Below are 21,783 nucleotides of genomic sequence, written 5' to 3' on the forward strand. Positions count from 1 at the left end.
GGGAACCCGTCAGACGCGCTCGATGATCGTGGCGTTGGCCATGCCGCCACCCTCGCACATCGTCTGCAGTCCATAGCGTCCGCCGCTCGCCTCGAGCTGGTTGACGAGGGTCGTGAGCAGTCGCGTTCCCGAGGAACCGAGCGCGTGGCCGAGGGCGATCGCGCCGCCGCGCGGGTTGAGCTTCGCGGCATCCGCACCGGTCTCGCGCAGCCAGGCGAGCGGCACGGAGGCGAACGCCTCGTTCACCTCGTAGACGTCGATGTCATCGTGCGTGAGGCGGGCGCGCTCGAGCACGCGAGCGGTCGCGGGGATCACGCCGGTGAGCATGAGCACCGGATCGCTGCCGACGACGGAGAACGAACGGAACCTCGCCCGGGGCGTGAACCCAAGCTGCTCGGCGCGCTCGGTGCTCATGATGAGCGCGCCCGAGGCGCCATCGGTGAGCGGAGAGGAGTTGCCGGCAGTTATGCGCCATTCGAGGTCGGGGAATCGCTCGGCGAGCTCGTCGGTGCGGAACGCGGGCTTGAGCCCGGCGAGCGAGTCGACGGAGGTGTCGGGCCGCACCGTCTCGTCGGTGAGCGTGTCGACTCCGGCGACCGGCACGACTTCGCTCACGAAGGCGCCCGAGGACTGCGCGACGGCGGCGAGCGTGTGCGATCGTGCCGCGAAGTCGTCGAGCTCGGCTCGCGAGAACTCCCACTTCGCCGCGATGAGCTCGGCCGAGACGCCCTGGTTCACGAGTCCGTCGGGATAGCGGGCGCGGATGCGGTCGCCGTACGGATCGGCCCCCGCGGTGCTCGAGCCGAGGCGAACGCGGCTCATCGACTCGACACCGCACGCGATGACGATGTCGGCCTGGCCGGAGAGCACTGCCTGCGCGGCGAACGCCGCGGCCTGCTGGCTCGAGCCGCACTGCCGGTCGATCGTGGTACCCGGCACGGTGTCGGGGAAGCCCGCGGCGAGCAGCGCGTTGCGGGCGATGTTGTAGCTCTGCTCGCCGATCTGGCTGACGCATCCGCCGATCACATCGTCGACGAGGGCGGGATCGAGGTCGTTGCGCGAAATGAGGGCGTCGAGCACGTCGGCGAGGAGGTCGACGGGGTGGATGCCCGAGAGGATGCCTCCGGGCTTGCCACGCCCCACTGGCGTGCGAACGACGTCGACGATGACGGCTTCGGTGCTCATGCGTCAAGACTACGTCGGGTCGCGGAATCGACGGATTCCCCGGAGCGAGGCGCGCCCCCGAGGCTGCGTTCAGGCCGCGGTGTCGGGCACGTCGTCGACGAAGCTGATGTTGTAGACCGCGACTCGCTGCGGGAGCCCGTCGAAGATCGCGGCACGCGGCTCCGACGCCAGGTACTCCGCTTCGATGCGCAGGAATTCGTCGCGATCGCCCGGAGTGCTGACCGCCCAGACGAATTCGTTCGACTCGCGGATGCCGTAGGCGAACTCGATCGCGAATCCGGCGGCCGGCCGCACGATGGGCATCGACCCCTGCCACCACTCGACGAAGTCGTCGTACTCTCCATCGACGAGCGTGTACCGGCGCAACTGGATCGTCTTCACCCGATCCATTCTGCCGTGCGCCGGCGGCGGGCGGCGACGAGCGAGGCGACCTTCACGTCGACGACGACGGCGAAGTGGTCGGAGGCCCACACGCCATCGACCGGCCGATCGCCGATCTGTCGTGAGGTGACGCCGGTTCATCACGGCGGCGGCTCCGAATCGAGACCGGCGCTACCCGCGTGGGCGGCCCGTGCTCATACGAAGGTTCCAACTGCGAGGACAACGAGGACCGATGTCAGGAATGCCAACAGCAGCCCGCCGGCCGCTCGATCGGTGAGCTGGTCTGCAAGACGCACCGGGCGAGATTCAGTTCGTTCGTTCATCGTCCTCCTCCTCCTGCAGCGGCATCTTGAACCCCAGATGTCCCGCTCACGGTACGCGGCAATCGGCGGAAGTGGAGCAGGGTTGACGTTGCTGGAATCACTTCGTTATAGGACGGGGGGACGGAAATGCAGGAGCTCTTCGATCATGAACCGGCATACTCGGCGATAGTGCCGAATCTCCTGCGGCGCGCGCGCAACGCTCCACGCGGTCGGCGCACCGCGAGCGCCCGCTGGTAGGCGAGAGGGTCTCGGGGCGGACCGTCGCCTGCTATGCTCCCCGTCACCGGATCGTATACAACGCCGTCGCGTTCCGAGCATCTCCGAGGTGAACCCGTGCACAGCTCCCCTGCAATCCCCCTGACCAGCCCCGGCCCGGTCTCGACCATCCTCGCCCGCGACTTCTCGACGTTCCGCACTGCGGTGTCGGAGTCGTTCGTGCCGCTGCAGGTGACGAGCGATCATCCCGAGCCGTTTCGGGGCGTCATCCGCTCCGCCGGAGTCGACGAGGTGCACGTGAACGAAGTGCGCGCCACCGACCACGTCGTCGAGCGCACCCCCGAGCTCATCGCTCGCGGCGACCGGTCGTACTTCAAGCTGAGCCTCATGCTCGCGGGCACCGGCCTGCTGATCCAGGACGACCGTGAAGCACTGCTCCAGCCCGGCGATCTCGCCGTGTACGACACCAACCGACCGTATTCGCTCGTCTTCGACGAGGAGTTCCGCACGATGGTCGTCATGTTCCCGAAGCACCTCCTCGACCTTCCCCCCGACGTCGTCGGCCAGCTCACCGCCGTGCGGATGTCGGGCTCCGAAGGCGTCGGCGCGCTCATCGTGCCGTACCTCACCCAGCTCGCGGGCAACCTCGAGCAACTGCGCGGATCGACCGGCGTGCGGCTCACGCACAGCGCGCTCGACCTCGTCACGACGCTCTTCGCGCGCGAGCTCGACCTCGACCGCACGGGGACCGACCCGCATCAGGCCCTCATGCAGCGCATCCGTGCCTACATCGACGAGCACCTCGCGTCGATTGAGCTCGGTCCAGGAACGATCGCGGCCGCGCACTTCATCTCGACCCGGCACCTGCACGGCCTGTTCCAGTCGCAGGGCACCACGGTCTCGACGTGGATCCGCACCCGGCGGCTCGAGCGCTGCCGCCGCGACCTGATGAACCCCCTGTATGCCGATCGGCCGGTCGCGGCCATCGCGGCACGCTGGGGCTTCGTCGACGCGGCGCACTTCAGCCGCGCGTTCAAGACCGCCTACGGCCAGGCCCCCAGCGAGCTTCGCGCCCGCTGACGTACCCGGCGACGACACGAGCTTGTTCCCCGCGGCACGGGGATTGACCGGCGGCGCACGATCGCTCCCGGCGCATTGAGCGCCCGACCCTATCGGCCCGAGCATGGTCGTGGGACGGCACCCCGCCGCTCCCGCACATCGCCGAAGGAGCCGGATGCCGGGCCTCCCCACTCTCACGTCGAGTCGACAGGTCGTCTTCGAGGCGCCCGACGAGATCGCCCTCGTGCACCAGCCGGTGCCGCCGGTCGGCATCGACGACCTCCTCCTGCGGGTCGTGCGCGTCGGAATCTGCGCGACCGACCTGCACCTGCTCGCCGGCCACATCGGCGACCCGTTCCCGCTCGTGCCCGGCCACGAGTTCGTCGGAGAGGTCGCCGCGATCGGCGCCGACGCCGCACGGCGCCGGGGCCTGGAACCCGGAGACCGCATCGCCGTGGAGATGCTGCTGCCGTGCCGCTCGTGCGGACGATGCCGCGAGGGCCGGTACAACCTGTGCGAGGCCGACGACCCGGCCGCGGGACTCGGTCGCGGCCGGCAGTACGGCGTCAACATCCCGCGCACCGTCGAACCCGGCCTCTGGGGAGGCTACGCAGACATGCTCCTCGTGCCCGCCGAGGCCATCACGCACCGGCTGCCGGCGACCCTGCCCTGGGACGACGCGGTGCTCGTCGAGCCCCTCGCCGTCGCATTCCGCGCGGTCCACCGCTCCCGGCTCGCCCCGGGCGAGACCGTGGTGGTCATCGGACCCGGGCCGGTCGGCATCCTCACCGCGGCCGCGGCGCGCTCCGCGGGCGCGGGCCGGATCGTGGTGATCGGCACGCGCGACGAGCGCCTCGCGCTCGCCCGTCTCTTCGGCGCCGACTCCGTCGTCAACTCGCGTTCGGAGGACGTCGAGGCCGCCGTCCGAGCTGCACTCGGCGGTCGCCTCGCCGACGTCGTCGTCGAGATCGCCGGTGTGCCCGAGGCCCAGCAGCAGGCGGTCGCGCTCGCTCGGCGCGGTGGTCGCGTGGTGCTCGCCGGCGCGTGCGGTGCGGGCGTCCCGGTCACGTTCCTCGCCGACGAGCAGTTGCTCACCCGCGAGATCGACGTGCTCCCATCGTTCCTCTCCGCCGGCGGGTTCGAACCGGCCGTCGCGATGCTCGGTCGCGGCGAGTTCCCATTCTCGTCGCTCGTGACCCATCGATTCGCGCTCGAAGAAGTGGCCGAGGCGTACCGGGTCGTCGCGTCACGCGACGGCGGCGTCGTCAAGGCCGTGCTCGACCCGACCCGAGGCGATGTCGTATGACGCCGCGCACTCGCGATCGGTTCGCCGGGCGGGTGGCAGCCGACGACGCCGGCTCCTGTCACGGAACCGATCTGCTGATCGACGGCGGCTACAGCCTGCGCTGAGCCGCAACCCAGCCCCGACGCCACGGAACACCTCGGAAGGAACCACCATGACCGACATCGCAACGCCGCCCGTCGAGGGCGAGGAGGAGTGGCACACGTACGACGAGTTCGCAGCAGGGATCGACACCTATCGCCTGCCGAGCGTCTCGCTCGCGGGCCGCAGACTCGCACTCACCCTCGACGATGGCACCCGGCTCACGCTCGAATTCGGCGACGAGACCGTCGCCTGGTCGGCCTCGGGCGCGATCGTGCAGGCCCCAGGCACGACCGAGCCGTTCGACGCCGTCGCCGTGCGCGACGACGTCTTCTTCGTGACCGTCGCCTTCGAGAGCCGCGAGCGCGAGTCTCTCACCGTCGTGTTCTCGACGACCACGCATCGCGCGATCGCGGTGCTCAGCCACATCGACGAGGAGGAGACCCCGGAAACGCCGCTCGTGCGGCAGACGTTCTGGGCGGGCACCACCGACGGCGGCGACCCCACGGGAATCGTCCCGGCCCCGAGCCGCGACCTCATCGGCAAGCGCAATGTCTACCGATACAGCCCTGAGCACCTCTACGAGCACGTCTACGTCTCGAGCCTCCGCTACGCCTGGCAATGCCTCGAGGGCGTGCAGCGCGGTCACGGCGACATGGACCTCTCGACAGTGTGGAAGTTCGACGACGGACTCTACCTGTTCTGCTTCCGCGAGTTCCGCATCGCGGTCGCGAGCGTGTGGCTGCACGACCTCGGCTACCAGCTCATGACCACCGGGAACTTCCTCGGGCTCACGGGCGACGGGCGATCCGAGCACTCGCGGGCCGGCGGCCACATCTACCCCCTCGGCTCGGTGTCGTATCCCGACGCCCAGCCCGTCTGAACGGAGCCGTCATGAACCACAATGCGCAGATCATCGCCGACCACTACGCGGCCTCCGGCCGAGGCGACCTCACGGGCATGATCGCCCCCTTCGCCGCCGACATCCGCTGGACCGAGGCCGCCGGGTTCCCCTACGCGGGAACGTACGTCGGACCGCAGTCGGTCGCCGAGCACGTCTTCAAGCGCATCCACGACGAGTGGGACGACTACACCGTCGCGATCGACGAGCTCATCGACGGCGGCGACACCGTCGTGGGAATCGGCACCTACTCGGGCACGAACAAGTTCACGGGGCGCTCCTTCGCGGCCCGCGTCGCGCACGTCTGGCGGCTCGCCGGCGGCGAGGTGGTCGCCTTCGAGCAGTTCACGGACACCGAGCTCGTCAACCGGGCGATCGGCGACGACTGAGCCGCCCGACGCGGTGCCCGGAGAAGCAAGCGTCGTGCGCTGCACGGCATTCAATCGCCCCCGTCGCCGCACGAGACTGCAATCACACAGCACCAACGTCGGTCCGTCCCGGTCCGACGACGGATGCCGCGGGCCCGCCCTGCGGCGATCGAGAGGCAGGGATTCAATGAAGAGACACCTGATCGGCACCGCGGTCCTCACGGCGGCCGCGCTCATGCTCAGCGGCTGCGCCGGCGACGCGACCGGCGAGGGCTCCCCCATCGTGGTGGGCTCCGTCAACACCAAGAGCGGCCCGGCGACGTTCCCCGAGGCATCCCTCGCGGCCGCGGCCGTGTTCGACGCGTACAACAAGGCCGGCGGGCTCGACGGACGCACGATCGACTACCGGTCGCTCGACGACAAGGGCGACCCGGCGAGCGCGTCGGCGGCGGCGCGAGAGCTCGTCGGCAGCGACGAGGCCGTGGCGATGGTGGGATCCGCGAGCCTCATCGAGTGCGAGATCAACGCCCCCTACTACGAGCAGGAGCAGATCCTCTCGATCCCGGGGGTCGGCGTCGACACCGGATGCTTCGACACGCCCAACATCTCTCCCGCCAACGTAGGCCCCTTCAACGACATGACGCTCACCCTGTACCACGGGTCCGAGGTGCTCGGCCTCGACGACATCTGCGTGCTCCTCGAGATCGCCGGATCGACGCGTCCGACCTACCAGGCCGCGATCGACCGCTGGACTGAGATCACCGGCAAGAAGCCCCTCTATATCGACGACACGGTGCCATACGGGGCATCCGACTACACGCCCTACATCGTGAAGGCGAAGGACGCCGGGTGCGGCGCCCTCGCGGTCAACCCGGTCGAGCCCGACGCGATCGGCCAGGTCAAGGCCGCCGCGGCCCAGGGCTGGGACGACGTCACCTGGCTCTACCTCACGAGCGTCTACAGCGAGAACTTCGCGGCGGCCGTCGACGACGCCGGCGCGGGCATCTACGTGCCTGCCGAGTTCTACCCCTTCACCGACGCGGAGAGCGACATCAACTCGGAGTGGCGCGACCTCATGAACGCCAGTGACATCCCGCTCACCTCGTTCAGCCAGGGCGGATTCCTCGCCGCGAAGTACTTCATCGAGGTGCTCGAGGGCATCGACGGCGACATCACGCGCGAGTCGGTGACCAAGGCGCTGCACGACATGAAGCCGATCGAGAACCCGATGGTGGGCACGCCGTACGTCTTCGGCACCGCCGACACCCACGCCGACAACACCGCGGGCTGGCCGATCAAGCTCACGTCGGGCACGAACGCCTGGGAGTCCGACGGCGAGGACTGGATCGTCCTCCCCGAGTGACGCAACGGTCGGGCCGGCACGGATGCGGCCGGCCCGACCGCTCACCAGCCGCGGGTCTCCACGGCCCCACACCTCCAGGAAGGACCCCGCAATGCTGCAGGGCGCACTCGCCGGACTCGCCGCCGGCGGACTCTACGCGGTGCTCGCCGTGTGCCTCACCCTCATGTCGCGTCTCGTGCGCGTCGTGAACTTCTCACAGGCCGCGACCGGCATGTTCGGCGGGTTCGTCGCCGTCTGGCTGGTGGAGGAGGCCGGGTTGCCGATCTGGCTCGGCTCCATGCTCGGCGTACTGCTCGCCGGCGTGCTCGCGGCGGTCATCGGCTGGATCGCCGCGACCTGGCTCTCCGAGGCCGACACCACCACCCGTTCGGCGATGACCGTCGGTCCGCTCCTCATGCTGATCTCCCTCTCGTTCATCCTCTTCGGCAACAAGCCGCAGCCGTTCAGCCCGATCATCGCCGGACCGGCGTTCGAGGTGGGCGGCGTCGTCATCAGCCAGGTCACCGTGGCCACCGTGTCGCTCGCGATCGTCGTCGCCGTCGCGATGCGGCTGGTCCTGACCCGTACCGCCGTCGGCACGATGCTGCGGGCGCTCTCCGAACGGCCCACGACCGCCGAACTGCTCGGCATCCCGTCGAAGCCGCTCTCGATCGCGGTGTGGTTCGTCACCGGCGTGATCAGCGCGATCGCCATCGTGATCGTCGCCCCCTCGCAGTCGAACGACGCGACGAGCCTGTCGATGCTCATCGTGCCGGCCGCGGCAGCGGCGCTCCTCGGCGGGTTCCGGCGCCTCGACCTCGCCGTGGTCGGCGGCCTCCTGCTCGGCCTGCTCTCGGGCCTCGTCGCACAGATCGACGAGGTCTCGCTCATCCGCAACTTCCTGCCGTTCCTGTTCATCGTCGTGCTGCTGCTGTGGACGCAGCGGAAGGAGGTGTGGGATGCCGCGCGCTGACTCCCGCCTCGTGCGCACCGGCCTGCCGGTGGTCGTGGCGATCGTCGGCATCCTCGCCGGCTACCTCCTGAGCATCGGGCTTTCGGGCTACTTCGTGTTCCTCGCGGTCTCCGCGGTGACGGCGGCCATCGCGATCCTCGGTCTGGGCATCGTCACGGGCTCCGCGGGCATGATCGCGCTCTGCCAGCTCACGTTCGCCGCGGTGGGCGCCTGGGTGGTGTCCCTGCTGAACGTGCTGGAGGCGCCGGGCGGATTCGTGCTCTGGCTGCTGGCCGGCGGCGCCGCGGCCGGCGGTGTCGGCATCCTCGTCGGACTCCCCGCCCTCCGCTTGCGCGGCGTGAATCTCGCCGTCGTCACGCTCGGCTTCGCGGCGGCGGCCGACGTGACCCTCGTGCAGATCCAGTTCCCCGGCTCGAAGGACGGCGTGCCGGTCATGCGGCCCGAAACCTTCTCGAGCGACCGGTCGTACTTCTTCTTCAGCATCATCGTGCTCGCGGTCTGCGGGCTCGTGGTGTACTTCCTGCAGCGGGGGCGATGGGGCTCGAGCTGGAAGGCCGTCGCCTTCTCCGAGCGCGGCACGGCGTCCGTCGGGCAGAGCGTTCAGGCGGCGAAGCTCACCGCCTTCGCGGTCTCCGCGGCCCTCGGCGGTATCTCCGGCGGCATCATCGCCGGACAGGTGCAGCTCCCGTTCGCATCCAGCTTCACGCCGATCCAGTCGCTCGCGTTGTATGTGCTCGCGGTGATGAGCGGGGCATACCTCATCGACATGGCGATCTTCGGCGGCTTCTTGTGGGTGCTCGTGCCCGAGCTCCTCAAGCGCTGGGGCATCCCGCAGGACTGGGGCTTCGTGATCTTCGGCGCCCTCGGGGTGCAGGCGCTGACCAGCGGCACGAACCTCGGACAGGGCATCCGCAACATGTGGTGGCGACGCGACGACGCTCGAGCGGCGGCTGCCGCGCGAGCACGCGCATCGTCTCCCGCCCCGGCCTCTGCTTCCACCGCCGCAACGACTTCCGCAGCCGCGCCCGCCTCTCGGTCGGCCGCCTCCGGCCATGCCCTCTCGGTCGAGCACCTCACCGTCGAGTTCGGCGCGCTGAAGGCCCTCGACAACGTGAGCCTCGACGTGCCGGCCGGGTCGATCATGGGCCTCATCGGCCCGAACGGCGCCGGCAAGTCGACCTTCGTCGACGCGATCTCGGGCTTCCTGCCGAACGCAGGGGGCACGGTGCGCCTCGACGGAGTGTCGCTCGGCCGGATGTCGCCGACCCGTCGCGCGAGGCTCGGCCTGCGTCGCACGTTCCAGCAGGATCGCGTACCGCCGTCGCTCACCATCGACGCGTATGTTCGCTTCGTCGCGCGACGCCGCGTGAGCTCCGCTGAAGTCGCCGAGGTGCTCGAGCATTTCGGCTGCCCGCCCGCGCGCACGCGGCTCGCGGGCGTCGACGTCGGCACCCGCCGCCTGGTCGAGGTCGCAGCCAACGTGCTCGCGCGGCCGGCCGTGTTGCTGCTCGATGAGCCGGCGGCGGGTCTCTCGCGCGCAGAGCACCTCGCGCTGGGTGAGCGCCTCGGGACGGTGCCCGGGCGCTTCGGCACGACGATCGTCCTCATCGAGCACGACCTCGACCTCGTGCGCACGGTCTGCTCGACACTCACCGTGCTCGACTTCGGCAAGGTGCTCGCGAGCGGCCCGCAGGACGAGGTCCTCGCGGATCGTGCCGTGATCAAGGCCTACATGGGTGAAACGGAGATGCTGTGAGCACGCTGGTCCTCGACGACGTCACGGTGAGCCGCGGAGCCGGCCCTGTCATCTCGAACGTCTCGCTCACCCTCGAGCAGGGTCGCGTCACTGCCCTGGTCGGACCCAACGGGGCCGGCAAGACGAGCCTCCTCGACGGCATCTCGGGCATCGTCCCGATTTCCGGGGGCCGGATCCTGGTTGACGGGGAGTCCATCGAGAGGCTCACGCGGGTCGCCCGCGCCCGCCGGGGAATCGTGCACATCGAGCAGGGCCGGGCGGTTTTCCCCTCGCTCACGGTGCGCGAGAACCTCTCGCTCACGGCGCGTACCCCGCTGGCCATGGAGGCAGCGCTCACCCGCTTCCCCGAGCTCGAGAAGCGCGTGGACTCCCCGACCGCCCTGCTCTCAGGTGGCGAGCAGCAGATGGTCGTGCTCGCCCGCGCCTTCGCGGCGACCCCCCGGTTCCTGCTCATCGACGAGATGTCGCTCGGCCTCGCACCCGTCGTCTTCATGCGACTCCTGCCCATCGTCGAGGAGATCGCCGCGAGCGGCGTCGGCGTGCTGCTCGTGGAGCAGTTCACGCACCTCGCGCTCAGCCTCGCTGAGGAGGCACTCGTCGTCGCCAGCGGCCACGTGAGCTACCGCGGCACCTCGGCCGGCCTCCGCGACGACCCCGGCCTCCTGCACCGCGCGTACCTCGGTGGCGCGGCCTCGGTCATCGAGTAGCGATCATAGATCGGGCGTCGGGGAACACCACCGCGGTGGTTGCTCCCCGACGCCCGATTGCCGGATCCTGTCACTCCCCCGCGAGCGCCGTCGCCGCCGGCATGCGAGTCACGTCGGGGGCGAGGATGAACCGTGCCGCCTGCTCGCCGATGAGCACGGCAGGTGCGTTGGTGTTTCCGGTCGTGATCCGCGGCATGATCGAGGCGTCGGCGACGCGCAGCCTGTCGACGCCGTGCACCCGCAACTGCGGGTCGACGACCGCCTCAGGGCCGATCCCCATCGCGCAGGTGCCCACCTGGTGGTGGTACGTGATCGCCGTCGATCGCACGTACTGCTCGACGTCGTCGTCAGCCACGTTCGGGCCCGGGTAGAGCTCGACTGCGCCCCACTCCCCGGCGAGCGCCGGCTGCCTGCCGATCCGGCGGCACTGGAGCACGGATGCCACGAGCGAGCGCATGTCATCGTCGTGCTCGAGCGCACCGAGGTCGATGAGGAGCGGGTCGTGCGGGCCTGCGCCCGAGAGGCGGATGCTGCCGCGACTCTTCGGCGAGACGATGCCGGCCAGCAGCGAGAAGCCGTCAGCCGGCCCGGTCTGGTCCTCGACGTACATCGGCACGCTGAAGTGGATCGGCTGGGTGTCGGGCACGTCGAGCCCTGGATAGCTTCTCCAGAACAGGTGCGACTGGGTGACCGAGACCCCCGCCCGCGGCGGGCCGACCTCGCGATCCGTCGTGAAGATCACCGGCGCGAGCAGGTGATCGTGGAGGTTCCTGCCGACGCCGGGAAGGTCGACGATGGCATCGATCCCCACGGCGGCCAGCTCGTCCGCGGGACCGATGCCGCTGCGCAGCAGGATACGGGGCGAGTCGATGGCGCCGGCGGCGAGCACGACCTCGTCGGCACGGAGCTCGTGCAGCTCTCCGCCCTGCTCGAACACGACGCCCGTCGCGCGTGGGCCGTTCGGCCCGTCGTCGAGGAGGAGCCGGTGCACGTGGCATCCGACGCGCACGTCGACGCGATCGCGCACGGGCTTCAGGTAGGCGAGGTAGGTGTTCAGGCGGGCGCCACCGCGGATCGTGACCTGCTCCTGGGAGACGCCGTCGAGGTGGTCGCCGTTGTAGTCGGGGTTATGCTCGAGTCCCTCTTCGACGGCGGCGGCGATGATCGAGTTCTGGATCGGGTCGAGCGGGTAGTCGTCGCCGACGTCGAGGAGGCCCGAGTCGCCGCGGAGTTCGGATGCCCCGCCCGAGTACCGCTCGATCGCGCGATAGATCGGCAGCACATCCCGCCACGCCCAGCCCTCGTTGCCGAGCGCGGCCCAGTGGTCGAAGTCGGCCGGTGCGCAGCGCACCCAGATCATCGCGTTCAGCGCGTGCGATCCGCCGAGCACCTTGCCGCGCGGCAGATGCAGGCGGCGATCTCCCGCCCCCGGTTGCGGCACGGTGAAGTAGTCCCAATCGTCGGCGCCGTGCCAGAGCTCGCCCATGCGGCTCGGGTCGTGGATCGCGGGGTTCGCATCCTCGCCGCCCGCCTCCAGCACGGTCACGGCGATCCCCTCGTCGGCGAGCCGACGGGCGATGACCGAGCCCGCAGATCCTGCTCCGACGACAATGACGCTGCGGGGATGTTCGCGCGGGGTCGCGGCCATGGTTGGTGTCCTCTCCATCGGGGTTGTTCCGAGACTTCCACTCGCCGAAAGCCCTGACGAGTGCCGCCGACACACCATTCGCCCACGGTCAACGCTCGTGCTCGGCCGGTCAACTCGCGGCCCGACACGACTTCTAGCGTGAGACGACCGGACTCACAGTGGAGGACCCATGGAAACCTACGACAGCCTGCTCGCCGCGATCACTCCGACGGCGGGACCGACGCGGGACGTGCACGACCCGGCCACGGGCGAACTCGTCGGCACCGTTCCCGTACAGACCGCCGACGACGTCGATCGTGCCGTCACGGCCGCAGAGGCGGCGCAGCCGGCGTGGGCTGCGCTCGGCCACGGCGAGCGCAGCGCCATCATGCTGCGGGCCGCCGACGCGATCGACCGCTCGACCGAGGCGCTGGCCGAGCTGCTCTCACGCGAGCAGGGCAAACCGCTGAACGGACCCAATGCCCGCTTCGAGGTCGGCGCCAGCTCCGCTTGGCTCCGGGCGGCCGCGACGACCGAGCTGGAGGCGGAGGTGATCGTCGACGACGGCCAGTCGCGAGCCGAGCTGCACTACCGCCCGATCGGTGTCGTCGCCGCCATCGGGCCGTGGAACTGGCCGATGATGATCAGCATCTGGCAGATCGCGCCCGCGCTGCGCATGGGCAACACCGTGGTGGTCAAGCCCTCCGAATACACTCCGCTCAGCGTGCTCGCACTCGTCGCCGTGCTGAACGAGGTGCTGCCCGAGGGCGTGGTCACCGCGGTCGCCGGTGACCGCGACACCGGCGCCCGTCTCTCGTCGCACCCAGCGGTCGGCAAGGTGATGTTCACGGGTTCGACCGCGACGGGCAAGGCGATCATCAGGAGCTCGGCCGACACGGTCAAGCGCCTCACGCTCGAGCTCGGCGGCAACGACGCCGGCATCGTGCTGCCCGACGCCGACCCCGAAGCGATCGCCGAAGGCCTCTTCTGGGGCGCGTTCATAAACACCGGCCAGACGTGCGCGGCGCTGAAACGCCTCTACGTGCACGACGACATCTACGACGCCGTCTGCGACTCGCTCGCCGGCTTCGCGGCCTCCATGCCGATGGGCATCGGTCTCGACGAGCAGAACGTGCTCGGTCCCCTGCAGAACAAGGCGCAATTCGACATCGTCTCGCGACTCGTGGAGTCGGCGAAGGCGGCGGGCGCGCGCGTCATCCTCGGCGGCGACCCCGCCCACGATCAGCCGGGGTACTTCTACCCGACCACGCTCGTGGCCGACATCCACGACGACAGCCCGCTCGTCACCGAGGAGCAGTTCGGTCCGGCATTGCCGATCATCCGGTACCACGACGTCGAGGATGCCGTCGCGAAGGCCAACGCCCTCGACGTAGGCCTCGGCGCCTCCGTGTGGTCGGCCGACCCGGACAGAGCGCGCGAGGTGGCAACGCGTCTGGAGGCGGGCACGGTGTGGATCAACTCGCACGGAGGACTCAACCCGATGGTGCCGTTCGGCGGCGCGAAGCAATCGGGGTACGGGCTCGAGTTCGGCGTCGAGGGCCTCAAGGCGCTCGGCGTTCCCCAGGTCATCAGCGGCTGAGGCCCGCGATCGCGATCGCAAGCGCAGGGCCGCATCGTATACGATGTCGAACACTCAGGCCCTTCCGCTGTTCCTGCACGATCGGCCTGAGTCCTCGACAACGAAGTGGAGCATCCGTGCTTGACCCCCCACAGATCGCGGCGATCGCCGACGAGCTCCTCGCCGCCGATCGAGATCGCACGACCGTGCCGCTCCTGACAGCCCGCAACCCCGGCATGACGGTCGACGACGCGTATGCCGTGCAGCATCTCTGGGCCGAGCGCCGCGTCGCCGCCGGTCGACGCCTCGTGGGGCGAAAGATCGGCCTGACGTCGAAGGTCATGCAAGTGGCGACCGGCATCACCGAGCCCGACTACGGGGTGATCTTCGACGACATGGTGATCGAGTCCGGGGCATCCGTCGAGTTCGACCGCTTCTCGAACGTGCGCATCGAGGTCGAGCTCGCGTTCGTGCTCTCGAAGCGGCTGGAGGGGCCGAACACGACCCTCTTCGACGTGCTCGACGCCACGGCCTACGTCGTGCCGGCGCTCGAGATCCTGAACTCGCACATCGAGATGCAAGGCCGCACGATCGTCGACACGATCTCCGACAATGCCGCGATGGGCGCGATGGTCGTCGGAGGTCGGCCCGTGAAGGTCGACGAGGTCGACTTGCGCTGGGTCTCGGCGCTGCTCTCCCGCAACGAGACGATCGAGGAGTCGGGCGTCGCAGCAGCGGTGCTCGGGCATCCGGCGATGGGCGTCGCCTGGCTCGCGAACAAACTCGCGCAGCACGGGCAGTCGCTCGGCGAGAGCGAGATCATCCTCGCGGGTTCCTTCACGCGGCCGATGTGGGTCGAGCGCGGCGACACGGTCCACGCCGACTACCGAGAGCTTGGAGCAGTGACATGCCGGTTCGAATGACGCTTCCGCCGACGCTCGCGGCGCGCCTCGCAGCATCCGACCGCCCGCAGTTCGGCGTGTGGGTGTGCTCGGCGAGCGCGGTGAACGCCGAGATCGCCGCGGGCAGCGGGCTCGACGTCGTGCTCATCGACGCCGAGCACTCGCCGAACAGCCTCGAGTCGATTCTTGCGCAGCTGCAGGCGGTCTCCGCCTACCCCGTGACCCCGCTCGTGCGCCCGCCGTTCGGCGACCCGGTCGCCATCAAGCAGTACCTCGACATCGGCGTGCAGAACCTGCTCATCCCGATGGTCGACTCCGTCGAGCAGGCCGAGGCCATGGTGCGCGCGGTGCGGTATCCCCCGCACGGCATTCGGGGCGTCGGCAGCGCTCTCGCTCGCGCCTCGCGCTGGAACCGCGTCGAGGGCTACCTCGCGGATGCCGCGTCGACGATCTCGCTCTTCGTGCAGATCGAGTCGGCGGCGGCGGTCGAGCGCGTCGAGGAGATCGCGGCTGTCGAGGGGGTCGACGGCATCCTGGTCGGCCCCGCCGACCTCGCGGCGTCGATGGGACTCATCGGCCAGCAGGAGCACCCCGACGTCGTCGCGGGCGTGATGCGGTCGATCGCGGCGGCCAAGACCGCCGGCAAGCCGGCGGGCGTCAACGCCTTCGCCCCAGCGGTCGCCGACCGGTACGCCGAGGCAGGCGCCGCGCTCGTGCTGGTCGGCGCCGACGTCTCGCTGCTCGCCCGCTCGACGGAGGCACTCGCCGATCGCTTCATCGGATCACCACGCCCCTGACCCGCACCCTCGATCTGGACGAGCTCCGCCAGATCGTATATTATTTCAGATATCGACAGACGAGGACGTCCATGACCATCGATGGCATCGCCACTCCCGGCAAGATCATCGCCGTGCACCTCAACTACCCGTCGAGGGCGGCGCAGCGAGGCCGCACGCCCTCCACGCCGAGCTACTTCCTGAAGCCGGCCTCCTCGCTCGCGCCGACCGGCGGCACCCTCGAGCGCCCCGTCGGCACCGAGCTCCTCGCCTTCGAGGGCGAGATCGCGCTCGTGATCGGCGAGCCCGCACGCCGGGTCTCCCCCGCCGACGGGTGGAGCCACGTCGCATCCGTCACCGCGGCGAACGACTTCGGCATCTACGACCTACGCGCTGCCGACAAGGGCTCGAACGTGCGCTCGAAGGGCGGCGACGGCTTCACGCCGCTCGGCCCAGCGCTCATTCCCGCGGCATCCGTCGACCCGGCGGGCCTCCGCGTGCGCACGTGGGTGAACGGCGCGCTCGTGCAGGAGGACTCGAGCAGCACGCTGCTCTTCCCGTTCGGGCAGCTCGTCGCCGACCTCTCCCAGCTCATGACCCTCGAGACGGGCGACGTCATCCTCACGGGCACGCCTGCCGGTTCGTCGGTCGTCGTGCCGGGCGACGTCGTCGAGGTCGAGGTGGATGCCCCGGATGCCGCGGGCGCCCCCACCTCAGGCCGCCTCGTGACGACGATCACCGAGGGCACGGCGCCCTTCGGGGACTTCGGCACGAAGCCCGCGACCGACGATCTGCAGCGCATCGAGGCGTGGGGCGATCGCGAGCGCGCCGGCCTGGCCGAGCCCGCGCCTGATCCCGAGCCTGATCCCGAGCCTGCGCCCGAGCCCGCGGCCGAGCCCGCGCCCGAGCCCGCGCCCGATCCCGCCTTCGAACTGACCCCTGAACTCCGCGAGCGCCTCTCGAGCGTCGGCGTGGCGACCCTCTCGGTGGCGCTCCGCAAGCGCGGCTACCACGACGTCTTCATCGAGGGAGTGCACGCGAACCGTCCGGGCCGCCGCCTCGTCGGGCGCGCGAAGACCCTGCGGTTCATCGCCTTCCGGCCCGACCTCTTCGAGCGCCACGGCGGCGGCTTCAACGCGCAGAAGCAGGCGTTCGACACGGTCGAGCCCGGCGAGGTGCTCGTGATCGAAGCCCGCGGCGAGCGCGGCACCGGCACCGTGGGCGACGTGCTCGCCCTGCGCGCCCAGGTGCGCGGCGCCGCCGGCATCGTCACCGACGGCGGCGTGCGCGACGCCGAGGTCGTCGCCGGATTCGAGATCCCGGTGTTCTCGCAAGGCCCGCACCCGTCGGTGCTGGGGCGCAAGCACGTGCCATGGGAGACGGATGTCACGATCACGTGCGGCGGCGCGGCCGTGCAGCCCGGCGACGTCATCGTGGGCGACGGCGACGGCGTCATCGTGATCCCACCGCACCTCGTCGAGGAGGTGGTGGCCGAGGCGGTCGCGCAGGAGCGGGAGGACGCGTACGTCGCCGAGCAGGTCGCTGGCGGGGCATCCGTCGATGGACTCTTCCCCATGAACGCCGACTGGAAGGCGCGCTACCGCGCGGAGGTGGAGGACCGATGAGTGCCGAGAGGATGCGTCCCGTCGAGAGCAAATCGCAGCAGGCCTACCGCTTCATCCGCGCGCGCATCGACGACGGCCGATACGTGCCGGGGTTCCGGCTCGTGCTGGGGCAGATCGCGCGCGAGCTCGACGTGAGCGTCGTTCCGGTGCGCGAGGCGATCCGGCTGCTCGAGGCCGAGGGGCTCGTGACGTTCGAGCGCAACGTCGGCGCACAGGTCGCCCTCATCAAGGAGACCGAGTACCTGCACACGATGCAGACGCTCTCGATCGTGGAGGGCGCCGCCACCTCGATGTCGGCGCCGTACCTCACCCCCGGGCATCTGCACCGTGCGCGCGAGATCAACGAGCGGATGCGGCAGACGCTCGACGACTTCGACCCGCACCGCTTCACCGCGCTGAACCTCGAGTTCCACGCCGTGCTCTTCGAGGAGTGCCCGAATCCGCACATCCTCGATCTCGTGCACCGCGGATGGAACCGCATGAAGATGCTGCGCGATTCCTCGTTCAGCTTCGTGCCGGGGCGGGCACGCGACTCGGTCGACGAGCACGAGCGCCTCGTCGCACTCATCGAGTCCGGCGCCCAGCCGCTCGAGATCGAGCTCGCGGCCCGGCAGCATCGCGTCGCGACCCTCGACGCGGTGCTCGCCTACCAGGCCGCGCACAAGCTCCCGGCCGGCCAGACGACCGTCGAGCCCGATCACGCTCTCGCCACGTCGAACGACTAGGACTGAACATGACCCACCACATCCCCGAGGGACTGCCTGACCGCATCCGGCACTACATCGACGGCGAGTTCGTCGACTCGGTCGGCGGCGAGACCTTCGACGTGCTCGACCCCGTCTCGAACGAGACGTACGTGCAGGCCGCCGCCGGCCAGAAGGCCGACATCGACCTCGCCGTCGCCGCCGCTCGCCGGGCGTTCACCGACGGTCCGTGGCCCCGGATGCTGCCGCGCCAGCGCGCGCGTGTGCTGCACCGCATCGCCGACCTCGTCGAGGCGAGCGACGCGCGCCTCGCCGAGTTCGAGACCTTCGACACGGGCCTGCCGATCACGCAGGCGCTCGGGCAGGCGCAGCGCGCCGCCGAGAACTTCCGCTTCTTCGCCGACCTCATCGTCGCCCAGCGCGACGACACCTACAAGGTGCCCGGTCGCCAGGTGAACTACGTGAACCGCAAGCCCATCGGCGTCGCGGGCCTCATCACGCCGTGGAACACGCCGTTCATGCTCGAGTCGTGGAAGCTCGCGCCGGCGCTCGCCACCGGCAACACGGTCGTGCTGAAGCCAGCCGAGTTCACCCCGCTGTCGGCGAGCCTCTGGGCTGAGATCTTCCGCGAGGCGGGGGTGCCGAAGGGAGTGTTCAACCTCGTCAACGGGCTCGGCGAAGAGGCGGGCGACGCGCTCGTGAAGCATCCGGATGTGCCGCTCATCTCCTTCACCGGCGAGAGCCGCACCGGCCAGCTCATCTTCGGCAACGCCGCGCCGTTCCTGAAGGGCCTCTCGATGGAGCTCGGCGGCAAGTCGCCGGCCGTGGTCTTCGCCGACGCCGACCTCGAGGCGGCACTCGACGCGACCGTCTTCGGCGTGTTCTCGCTGAACGGCGAACGCTGCACGGCGGGCTCGCGCATCCTCGTCGAGCGCTCGATCTACGACGACTTCGTGTCGCGGTATGCCGAGCGGGCGCGCAACATCGTTGTCGGCGACCCGCATGATCCGGCGACCGAGGTGGGTGCGCTCGTGCACCCCGAGCACTACGAGAAGGTCATGTCCTACGTCGAGATCGGCAAGGGCGAGGGGCGCCTCGTCGCCGGCGGCGGTCGGCCGCCGGGGCTGGACACGGGCAACTACGTCGCGCCGACCGTGTTCGCGGATGTCGCGCCCGACGCCCGCATCTTCCAGGAGGAGATCTTCGGCCCGGTCGTGGCGATCACGCCGTTCGAGTCCGACGAGGAGGCACTCGCCCTCGCGAACGACACCAAGTACGGCCTCGCCGCCTACATCTGGACCAACGACCTGCAGCGGGCCCACAACTTCTCGCAGTCCGTCGAGGCGGGCATGGTGTGGCTCAACTCCAACAACGTGCGCGACCTCCGCACCCCGTTCGGCGGCGTGAAGGCGTCGGGCCTCGGCCACGAGGGCGGCTACCGCTCGATCGACTTCTACACCGACCAGCAGGCGGTGCACATCACCCTCAACGAAGCGCACTCGCCGCGCTTCGGCACGCGACAGGCCACGGCGCCCTTCGCCACCGCGAACCCCTGAGCGGATGCCGCAGCCCGCGGCATCCGATCCCCTGATCTCACCCCGGAAGCAAGGAAGCTGACATGCAGATCCCCGAGCCCACCGTGACGGGCACCGACCCCATCCCGGCGCCCGCGAACCCGATCCCGACGCCCTCCGCGACACCGCCCGACGTCGTTCGCTGCGCGTACCTCGAGCTCGTCGTGACCGACCTCTCCGCATCGCGCGCGTTCTACGTCGACGTGCTCGGCCTCGTCGTCACTGAGGAGGACGAGCACCACATCTCGCTCCGCTCCTTCGAGGAGTTCATCCACCACAACCTCGTGCTGCGCGAAGGCCCGGTCGCCGCGGCCGCCGCGTTCGCCTATCGCGTGCGCACCCCCGAAGACCTCGACCGTGCGGTCGAGTTCTACACGGAGCTCGGATGCCGCGTCGAACGCCGGCCCGGAGGCTTCACCAAGGGCGTCGGCGACTCGGTGCGCGTCGAGGACCCGCTCGGCTTCCCCTACGAGTTCTTCCACGATGTCGAGCACGTCGAACGCCTCGCGTGGCGCTACGACCTCTACACCCCCGGCGCGATCGTGCGGCTCGACCACTTCAACCAGGTCACCCCCGACGTGCCGCGCGCGGTGAAGTACATGGAGGACCTCGGGTTCCGCGTCACGGAGGACATCCAGGACGAGGCCGGCACGACATACGCGGCGTGGATGCGGCGCAAGGCCACGGTGCACGACACCGCGATGACGGGCGGCGACGGCCCGCGACTGCACCACATCGCGTTCTCGACGCACGAGAAGCACAACATCATCGCGATCTGCGACAAGCTCGGCGCGCTGCGGATGTCGGACGTCATCGAGCGCGGACCGGGCCGTCACGGCGTCTCGAACGCGTTCTACCTGTACCTCCGTGATCCCGACGGGCACCGCGTCGAGATCTACACGCAGGACTACTACACGGGCGACCCCGACAACCCCGTCGTCACGTGGGACGTGCACGACAACCAGCGCCGCGACTGGTGGGGCAACCCCGTCGTGCCGAGCTGGTACACCGAGGCCTCGCTCGTGCTCGACCTCGACGGCAACCCGCAGCCCGTGGTGGCCCGCACTGACGAGTCCGAGATGGAGGTCACGATCGGCGCCGACGGATTCTCGTACACCCGCAAGGACGACGAGCAGCGCGGCTTCAAGCTCGGCAACACCCTGTAGCCCCCCGGTGCCCGCGCCCAGGTCGTAACTCCGGACGCTCGTGCCGACACCCCGAGCGCACGACCTTCGGTTCGGGCGTGTCGTCTGCGGCATCCGGAGTTGTGAACATCGAAGAGGTGCTCATCCGGACTCTCACGGGCCACGCCCGTCACCCCAGAGGTGAACACCGCGCCGCATGAGCATGCGCACCGCATGGTCGATCGACTCCCAATCACCGAGGACCTGGCGGTGGCTGTACGAGATGTGCGCGTAGCCGACGGCCTTCAGCCATCCGATTCGTGCACGGTCCCGATCGAAGGCGCCGGGCGCGGTGTGCGGTTTCTCTCCATCGACGTCGAAGATCAGCCGCTCACCGATCAACAGGTCGGCCCAGTAGCCGCCCGGCATCGGCACTTGCGCGCGCAGCGGGACTCCTGCCGCACGGAATCGCTCCCGCGCGACCGTCTCGCCGACCGCCTGGCTCCCCGTGATCGAGCGTCGGGCGATCAATCGAAGCGACGGCGTCACGCCCTCCAGGAGCCGAGCGAACGCGGCATCGTCGAGCAACTGCGGGCGCTCAGGCATCCAATCGACCCATTCGCGTGCCGAGTCGAGGGCACAGAGTGCGTCGAGCTCCGGGAGGCACGTGAGCATCTGGACGAGACACTCCTCGAGCGACACCCACGCTGCGCCGGTCGAACCGCCGCGCGCCCAATGCAGCCGTACCCCGGCTGACGCCTCACTCGGTCGGAGCCTCCGGCTCGAATCGTCGGGATGCCGCAGTCGCGTGGCATGGGCATCGACAGCGACGTGCAGTTCGTCGGGATCATGGAGCACTCGCAGCCCGTGCAGACGCGCGGCGGAGACGCACGCGAGCCGACCGCCGACATGCACTGCCCGCTTGACCGCAGGCGAGAGGCCCGGATCGGCGAACACGCCACGCCGAAGGCGCTCGATCGCCCCGCGCTCGACGGCGGCGGCGATCCTCGGGCGACTCATGCCGGCCGCGAGCAGATCCGCCGCGGTGCACACGCCGCCGTGTGCGCGTGCCACCTCCTGGGCTCCGGACTTGCCCCGAGCCTCGCAGCCGCGAAGGAGGTATCCGTCGGCACTGCGTGACGTGTGGAGTATCGCCAGCACGGGATGCCTCGGGAGGGGGAGTCGCCGAGCCGGCCGAGCGTGCGGACCTCCGGATGCGCCGGGCGACACCCCGTACGGCCCTCAACGTCGAGCGGCGTGTCGCCCGGCGCATCCGG

The 21,783-nt window shown here is 69.9% G+C and carries 19 protein-coding genes; 15 read left to right on the forward strand and 4 right to left on the reverse strand.

The window, feature by feature from the left end; translation table 11 throughout:
• Positions 1-9 precede the first annotated feature (9 nt).
• Both J7E25_RS14990 and J7E25_RS14995 read right to left on the reverse strand, forming a co-directional pair.
• A complete protein-coding gene (locus J7E25_RS14990; protein WP_214870957.1) occupies positions 10-1,185 on the reverse strand; it encodes a thiolase family protein in 1,176 nt (391 codons plus the stop codon).
• A 69-nt stretch (positions 1,186-1,254) separates the two neighbouring features.
• Positions 1,255-1,566 (reverse strand): hypothetical protein, encoded by a 312-nt coding sequence (locus J7E25_RS14995; protein WP_214870958.1) that lies wholly within the window; start codon positions 1,564-1,566, stop codon positions 1,255-1,257.
• Positions 1,567-2,222: 656 nt separating this feature from the next.
• Here J7E25_RS14995 and J7E25_RS15000 point away from each other — a divergent pair.
• The 8 genes from J7E25_RS15000 to J7E25_RS15035 all read left to right on the forward strand — a co-directional run bounded on the left by J7E25_RS15000 (position 2,223) and on the right by J7E25_RS15035 (position 10,595).
• The gene (locus J7E25_RS15000) at positions 2,223-3,185 is read left to right on the forward strand and encodes a helix-turn-helix domain-containing protein (protein WP_214870959.1); all 963 of its coding nucleotides are present in this window, start codon (positions 2,223-2,225) and stop codon (positions 3,183-3,185) included.
• A gap of 154 nt (positions 3,186-3,339) precedes the next feature.
• The gene (locus tag J7E25_RS15005) at positions 3,340-4,470 is read left to right on the forward strand and encodes a zinc-binding dehydrogenase (RefSeq protein WP_214870960.1); all 1,131 of its coding nucleotides are present in this window, start codon (positions 3,340-3,342) and stop codon (positions 4,468-4,470) included.
• Between the two features lie 151 nt (positions 4,471-4,621).
• Positions 4,622-5,431 (forward strand): MoaF C-terminal domain-containing protein, encoded by an 810-nt coding sequence (locus J7E25_RS15010; RefSeq protein WP_214870961.1) that lies wholly within the window; start codon positions 4,622-4,624, stop codon positions 5,429-5,431.
• Positions 5,432-5,442: 11 nt separating this feature from the next.
• Positions 5,443-5,838 (forward strand): nuclear transport factor 2 family protein, encoded by a 396-nt coding sequence (locus tag J7E25_RS15015; RefSeq protein WP_214870962.1) that lies wholly within the window; start codon positions 5,443-5,445, stop codon positions 5,836-5,838.
• A 166-nt stretch (positions 5,839-6,004) separates the two neighbouring features.
• Positions 6,005-7,180, forward strand: coding sequence for an ABC transporter substrate-binding protein (locus J7E25_RS15020; protein WP_214870963.1), 1,176 nt, complete (start codon positions 6,005-6,007; stop codon positions 7,178-7,180).
• A 91-nt stretch (positions 7,181-7,271) separates the two neighbouring features.
• Positions 7,272-8,132, forward strand: a complete 861-nt coding sequence (locus J7E25_RS15025) for a branched-chain amino acid ABC transporter permease (RefSeq protein ID WP_214870964.1) — start codon at positions 7,272-7,274, stop codon at positions 8,130-8,132.
• The gene (locus tag J7E25_RS15030; protein ID WP_214870965.1) at positions 8,119-9,888 is read left to right on the forward strand and encodes an ATP-binding cassette domain-containing protein; all 1,770 of its coding nucleotides are present in this window, start codon (positions 8,119-8,121) and stop codon (positions 9,886-9,888) included. Before J7E25_RS15025 ends, J7E25_RS15030 begins: the two co-directional genes overlap by 14 nt.
• Entirely contained in the window at positions 9,885-10,595 is a 711-nt protein-coding gene (locus J7E25_RS15035) for an ABC transporter ATP-binding protein (RefSeq protein ID WP_214870966.1), read from the forward strand. Before J7E25_RS15030 ends, J7E25_RS15035 begins: the two co-directional genes overlap by 4 nt.
• 70 nt (positions 10,596-10,665) lie before the next feature.
• On the opposite strand, the gene J7E25_RS15040 is transcribed toward J7E25_RS15035, so the two are convergent.
• On the reverse strand, positions 10,666-12,243 hold the full coding sequence (locus tag J7E25_RS15040; RefSeq protein ID WP_214870967.1) for a GMC family oxidoreductase: 1,578 nt from the start codon (positions 12,241-12,243) through the stop codon (positions 10,666-10,668).
• Between the two features lie 169 nt (positions 12,244-12,412).
• Between J7E25_RS15040 and J7E25_RS15045 the strand changes: the two genes are divergently transcribed.
• From J7E25_RS15045 to hpaD, 7 genes are all read left to right on the forward strand, one after another.
• Positions 12,413-13,822 (forward strand): aldehyde dehydrogenase family protein, encoded by a 1,410-nt coding sequence (locus J7E25_RS15045; RefSeq protein WP_214870968.1) that lies wholly within the window; start codon positions 12,413-12,415, stop codon positions 13,820-13,822.
• 116 nt (positions 13,823-13,938) lie between these two features.
• Complete coding sequence (gene hpaH / locus J7E25_RS15050; RefSeq protein WP_214870969.1) at positions 13,939-14,724, forward strand: 2-oxo-hept-4-ene-1,7-dioate hydratase; 786 nt, start codon at positions 13,939-13,941, stop codon at positions 14,722-14,724.
• Positions 14,709-15,500, forward strand: a complete 792-nt coding sequence (locus J7E25_RS15055) for an HpcH/HpaI aldolase/citrate lyase family protein (protein ID WP_214870970.1) — start codon at positions 14,709-14,711, stop codon at positions 15,498-15,500. The genes hpaH and J7E25_RS15055 overlap by 16 nt, the downstream gene beginning before the upstream one ends.
• 71 nt (positions 15,501-15,571) lie before the next feature.
• Positions 15,572-17,104, forward strand: a complete 1,533-nt coding sequence (locus J7E25_RS15060) for a fumarylacetoacetate hydrolase family protein (RefSeq protein WP_214870971.1) — start codon at positions 15,572-15,574, stop codon at positions 17,102-17,104.
• On the forward strand, positions 17,101-17,829 hold the full coding sequence (locus tag J7E25_RS15065) for a GntR family transcriptional regulator (protein WP_251039131.1): 729 nt from the start codon (positions 17,101-17,103) through the stop codon (positions 17,827-17,829). The genes J7E25_RS15060 and J7E25_RS15065 overlap by 4 nt, the downstream gene beginning before the upstream one ends.
• Positions 17,830-17,837: 8 nt before the next feature.
• Positions 17,838-19,364, forward strand: coding sequence for a 5-carboxymethyl-2-hydroxymuconate semialdehyde dehydrogenase (gene hpaE, locus J7E25_RS15070; RefSeq protein WP_214870972.1), 1,527 nt, complete (start codon positions 17,838-17,840; stop codon positions 19,362-19,364).
• A 62-nt stretch (positions 19,365-19,426) separates the two neighbouring features.
• Complete coding sequence (gene hpaD / locus J7E25_RS15075; RefSeq protein ID WP_214870973.1) at positions 19,427-20,548, forward strand: 3,4-dihydroxyphenylacetate 2,3-dioxygenase; 1,122 nt, start codon at positions 19,427-19,429, stop codon at positions 20,546-20,548.
• A 132-nt stretch (positions 20,549-20,680) separates the two neighbouring features.
• On the opposite strand, the gene J7E25_RS17990 is transcribed toward hpaD, so the two are convergent.
• The gene (locus J7E25_RS17990; RefSeq protein WP_251039132.1) at positions 20,681-21,112 is read right to left on the reverse strand and encodes a DUF559 domain-containing protein; all 432 of its coding nucleotides are present in this window, start codon (positions 21,110-21,112) and stop codon (positions 20,681-20,683) included.
• Between the last annotated feature and the right edge of the window lie 671 nt (positions 21,113-21,783).

The organism is Agromyces sp. ISL-38 (genome assembly GCF_018613935.1).
Lineage (GTDB): Bacteria > Actinomycetota > Actinomycetes > Actinomycetales > Microbacteriaceae > Agromyces.

Excerpts from the sequence above, each read along its gene's own strand:
- J7E25_RS14990 (WP_214870957.1), bottom strand. The coding sequence starts at position 1,185 with ATGAGCACCGAAGCCGTCATCGTCGACGTCGTTCGCACGCCAGTGGGG.
- J7E25_RS15005 (WP_214870960.1), top strand. The coding sequence starts at position 3,340 with ATGCCGGGCCTCCCCACTCTCACGTCGAGTCGACAGGTCGTCTTCGAG.
- J7E25_RS15010 (WP_214870961.1), top strand. The coding sequence starts at position 4,622 with ATGACCGACATCGCAACGCCGCCCGTCGAGGGCGAGGAGGAGTGGCAC.
- J7E25_RS15015 (WP_214870962.1), top strand. The coding sequence starts at position 5,443 with ATGAACCACAATGCGCAGATCATCGCCGACCACTACGCGGCCTCCGGC.
- J7E25_RS15020 (WP_214870963.1), top strand. The coding sequence starts at position 6,005 with ATGAAGAGACACCTGATCGGCACCGCGGTCCTCACGGCGGCCGCGCTC.
- J7E25_RS15025 (WP_214870964.1), top strand. The coding sequence starts at position 7,272 with ATGCTGCAGGGCGCACTCGCCGGACTCGCCGCCGGCGGACTCTACGCG.
- J7E25_RS15030 (WP_214870965.1), top strand. The coding sequence starts at position 8,119 with ATGCCGCGCGCTGACTCCCGCCTCGTGCGCACCGGCCTGCCGGTGGTC.
- J7E25_RS15040 (WP_214870967.1), bottom strand. The coding sequence starts at position 12,243 with ATGGCCGCGACCCCGCGCGAACATCCCCGCAGCGTCATTGTCGTCGGA.
- J7E25_RS15045 (WP_214870968.1), top strand. The coding sequence starts at position 12,413 with ATGGAAACCTACGACAGCCTGCTCGCCGCGATCACTCCGACGGCGGGA.
- J7E25_RS15055 (WP_214870970.1), top strand. The coding sequence starts at position 14,709 with ATGCCGGTTCGAATGACGCTTCCGCCGACGCTCGCGGCGCGCCTCGCA.
- J7E25_RS15060 (WP_214870971.1), top strand. The coding sequence starts at position 15,572 with ATGACCATCGATGGCATCGCCACTCCCGGCAAGATCATCGCCGTGCAC.
- J7E25_RS15065 (WP_251039131.1), top strand. The coding sequence starts at position 17,101 with ATGAGTGCCGAGAGGATGCGTCCCGTCGAGAGCAAATCGCAGCAGGCC.
- hpaE (WP_214870972.1), top strand. The coding sequence starts at position 17,838 with ATGACCCACCACATCCCCGAGGGACTGCCTGACCGCATCCGGCACTAC.
- hpaD (WP_214870973.1), top strand. The coding sequence starts at position 19,427 with ATGCAGATCCCCGAGCCCACCGTGACGGGCACCGACCCCATCCCGGCG.
- J7E25_RS17990 (WP_251039132.1), bottom strand. The coding sequence starts at position 21,112 with ATGCCTGAGCGCCCGCAGTTGCTCGACGATGCCGCGTTCGCTCGGCTC.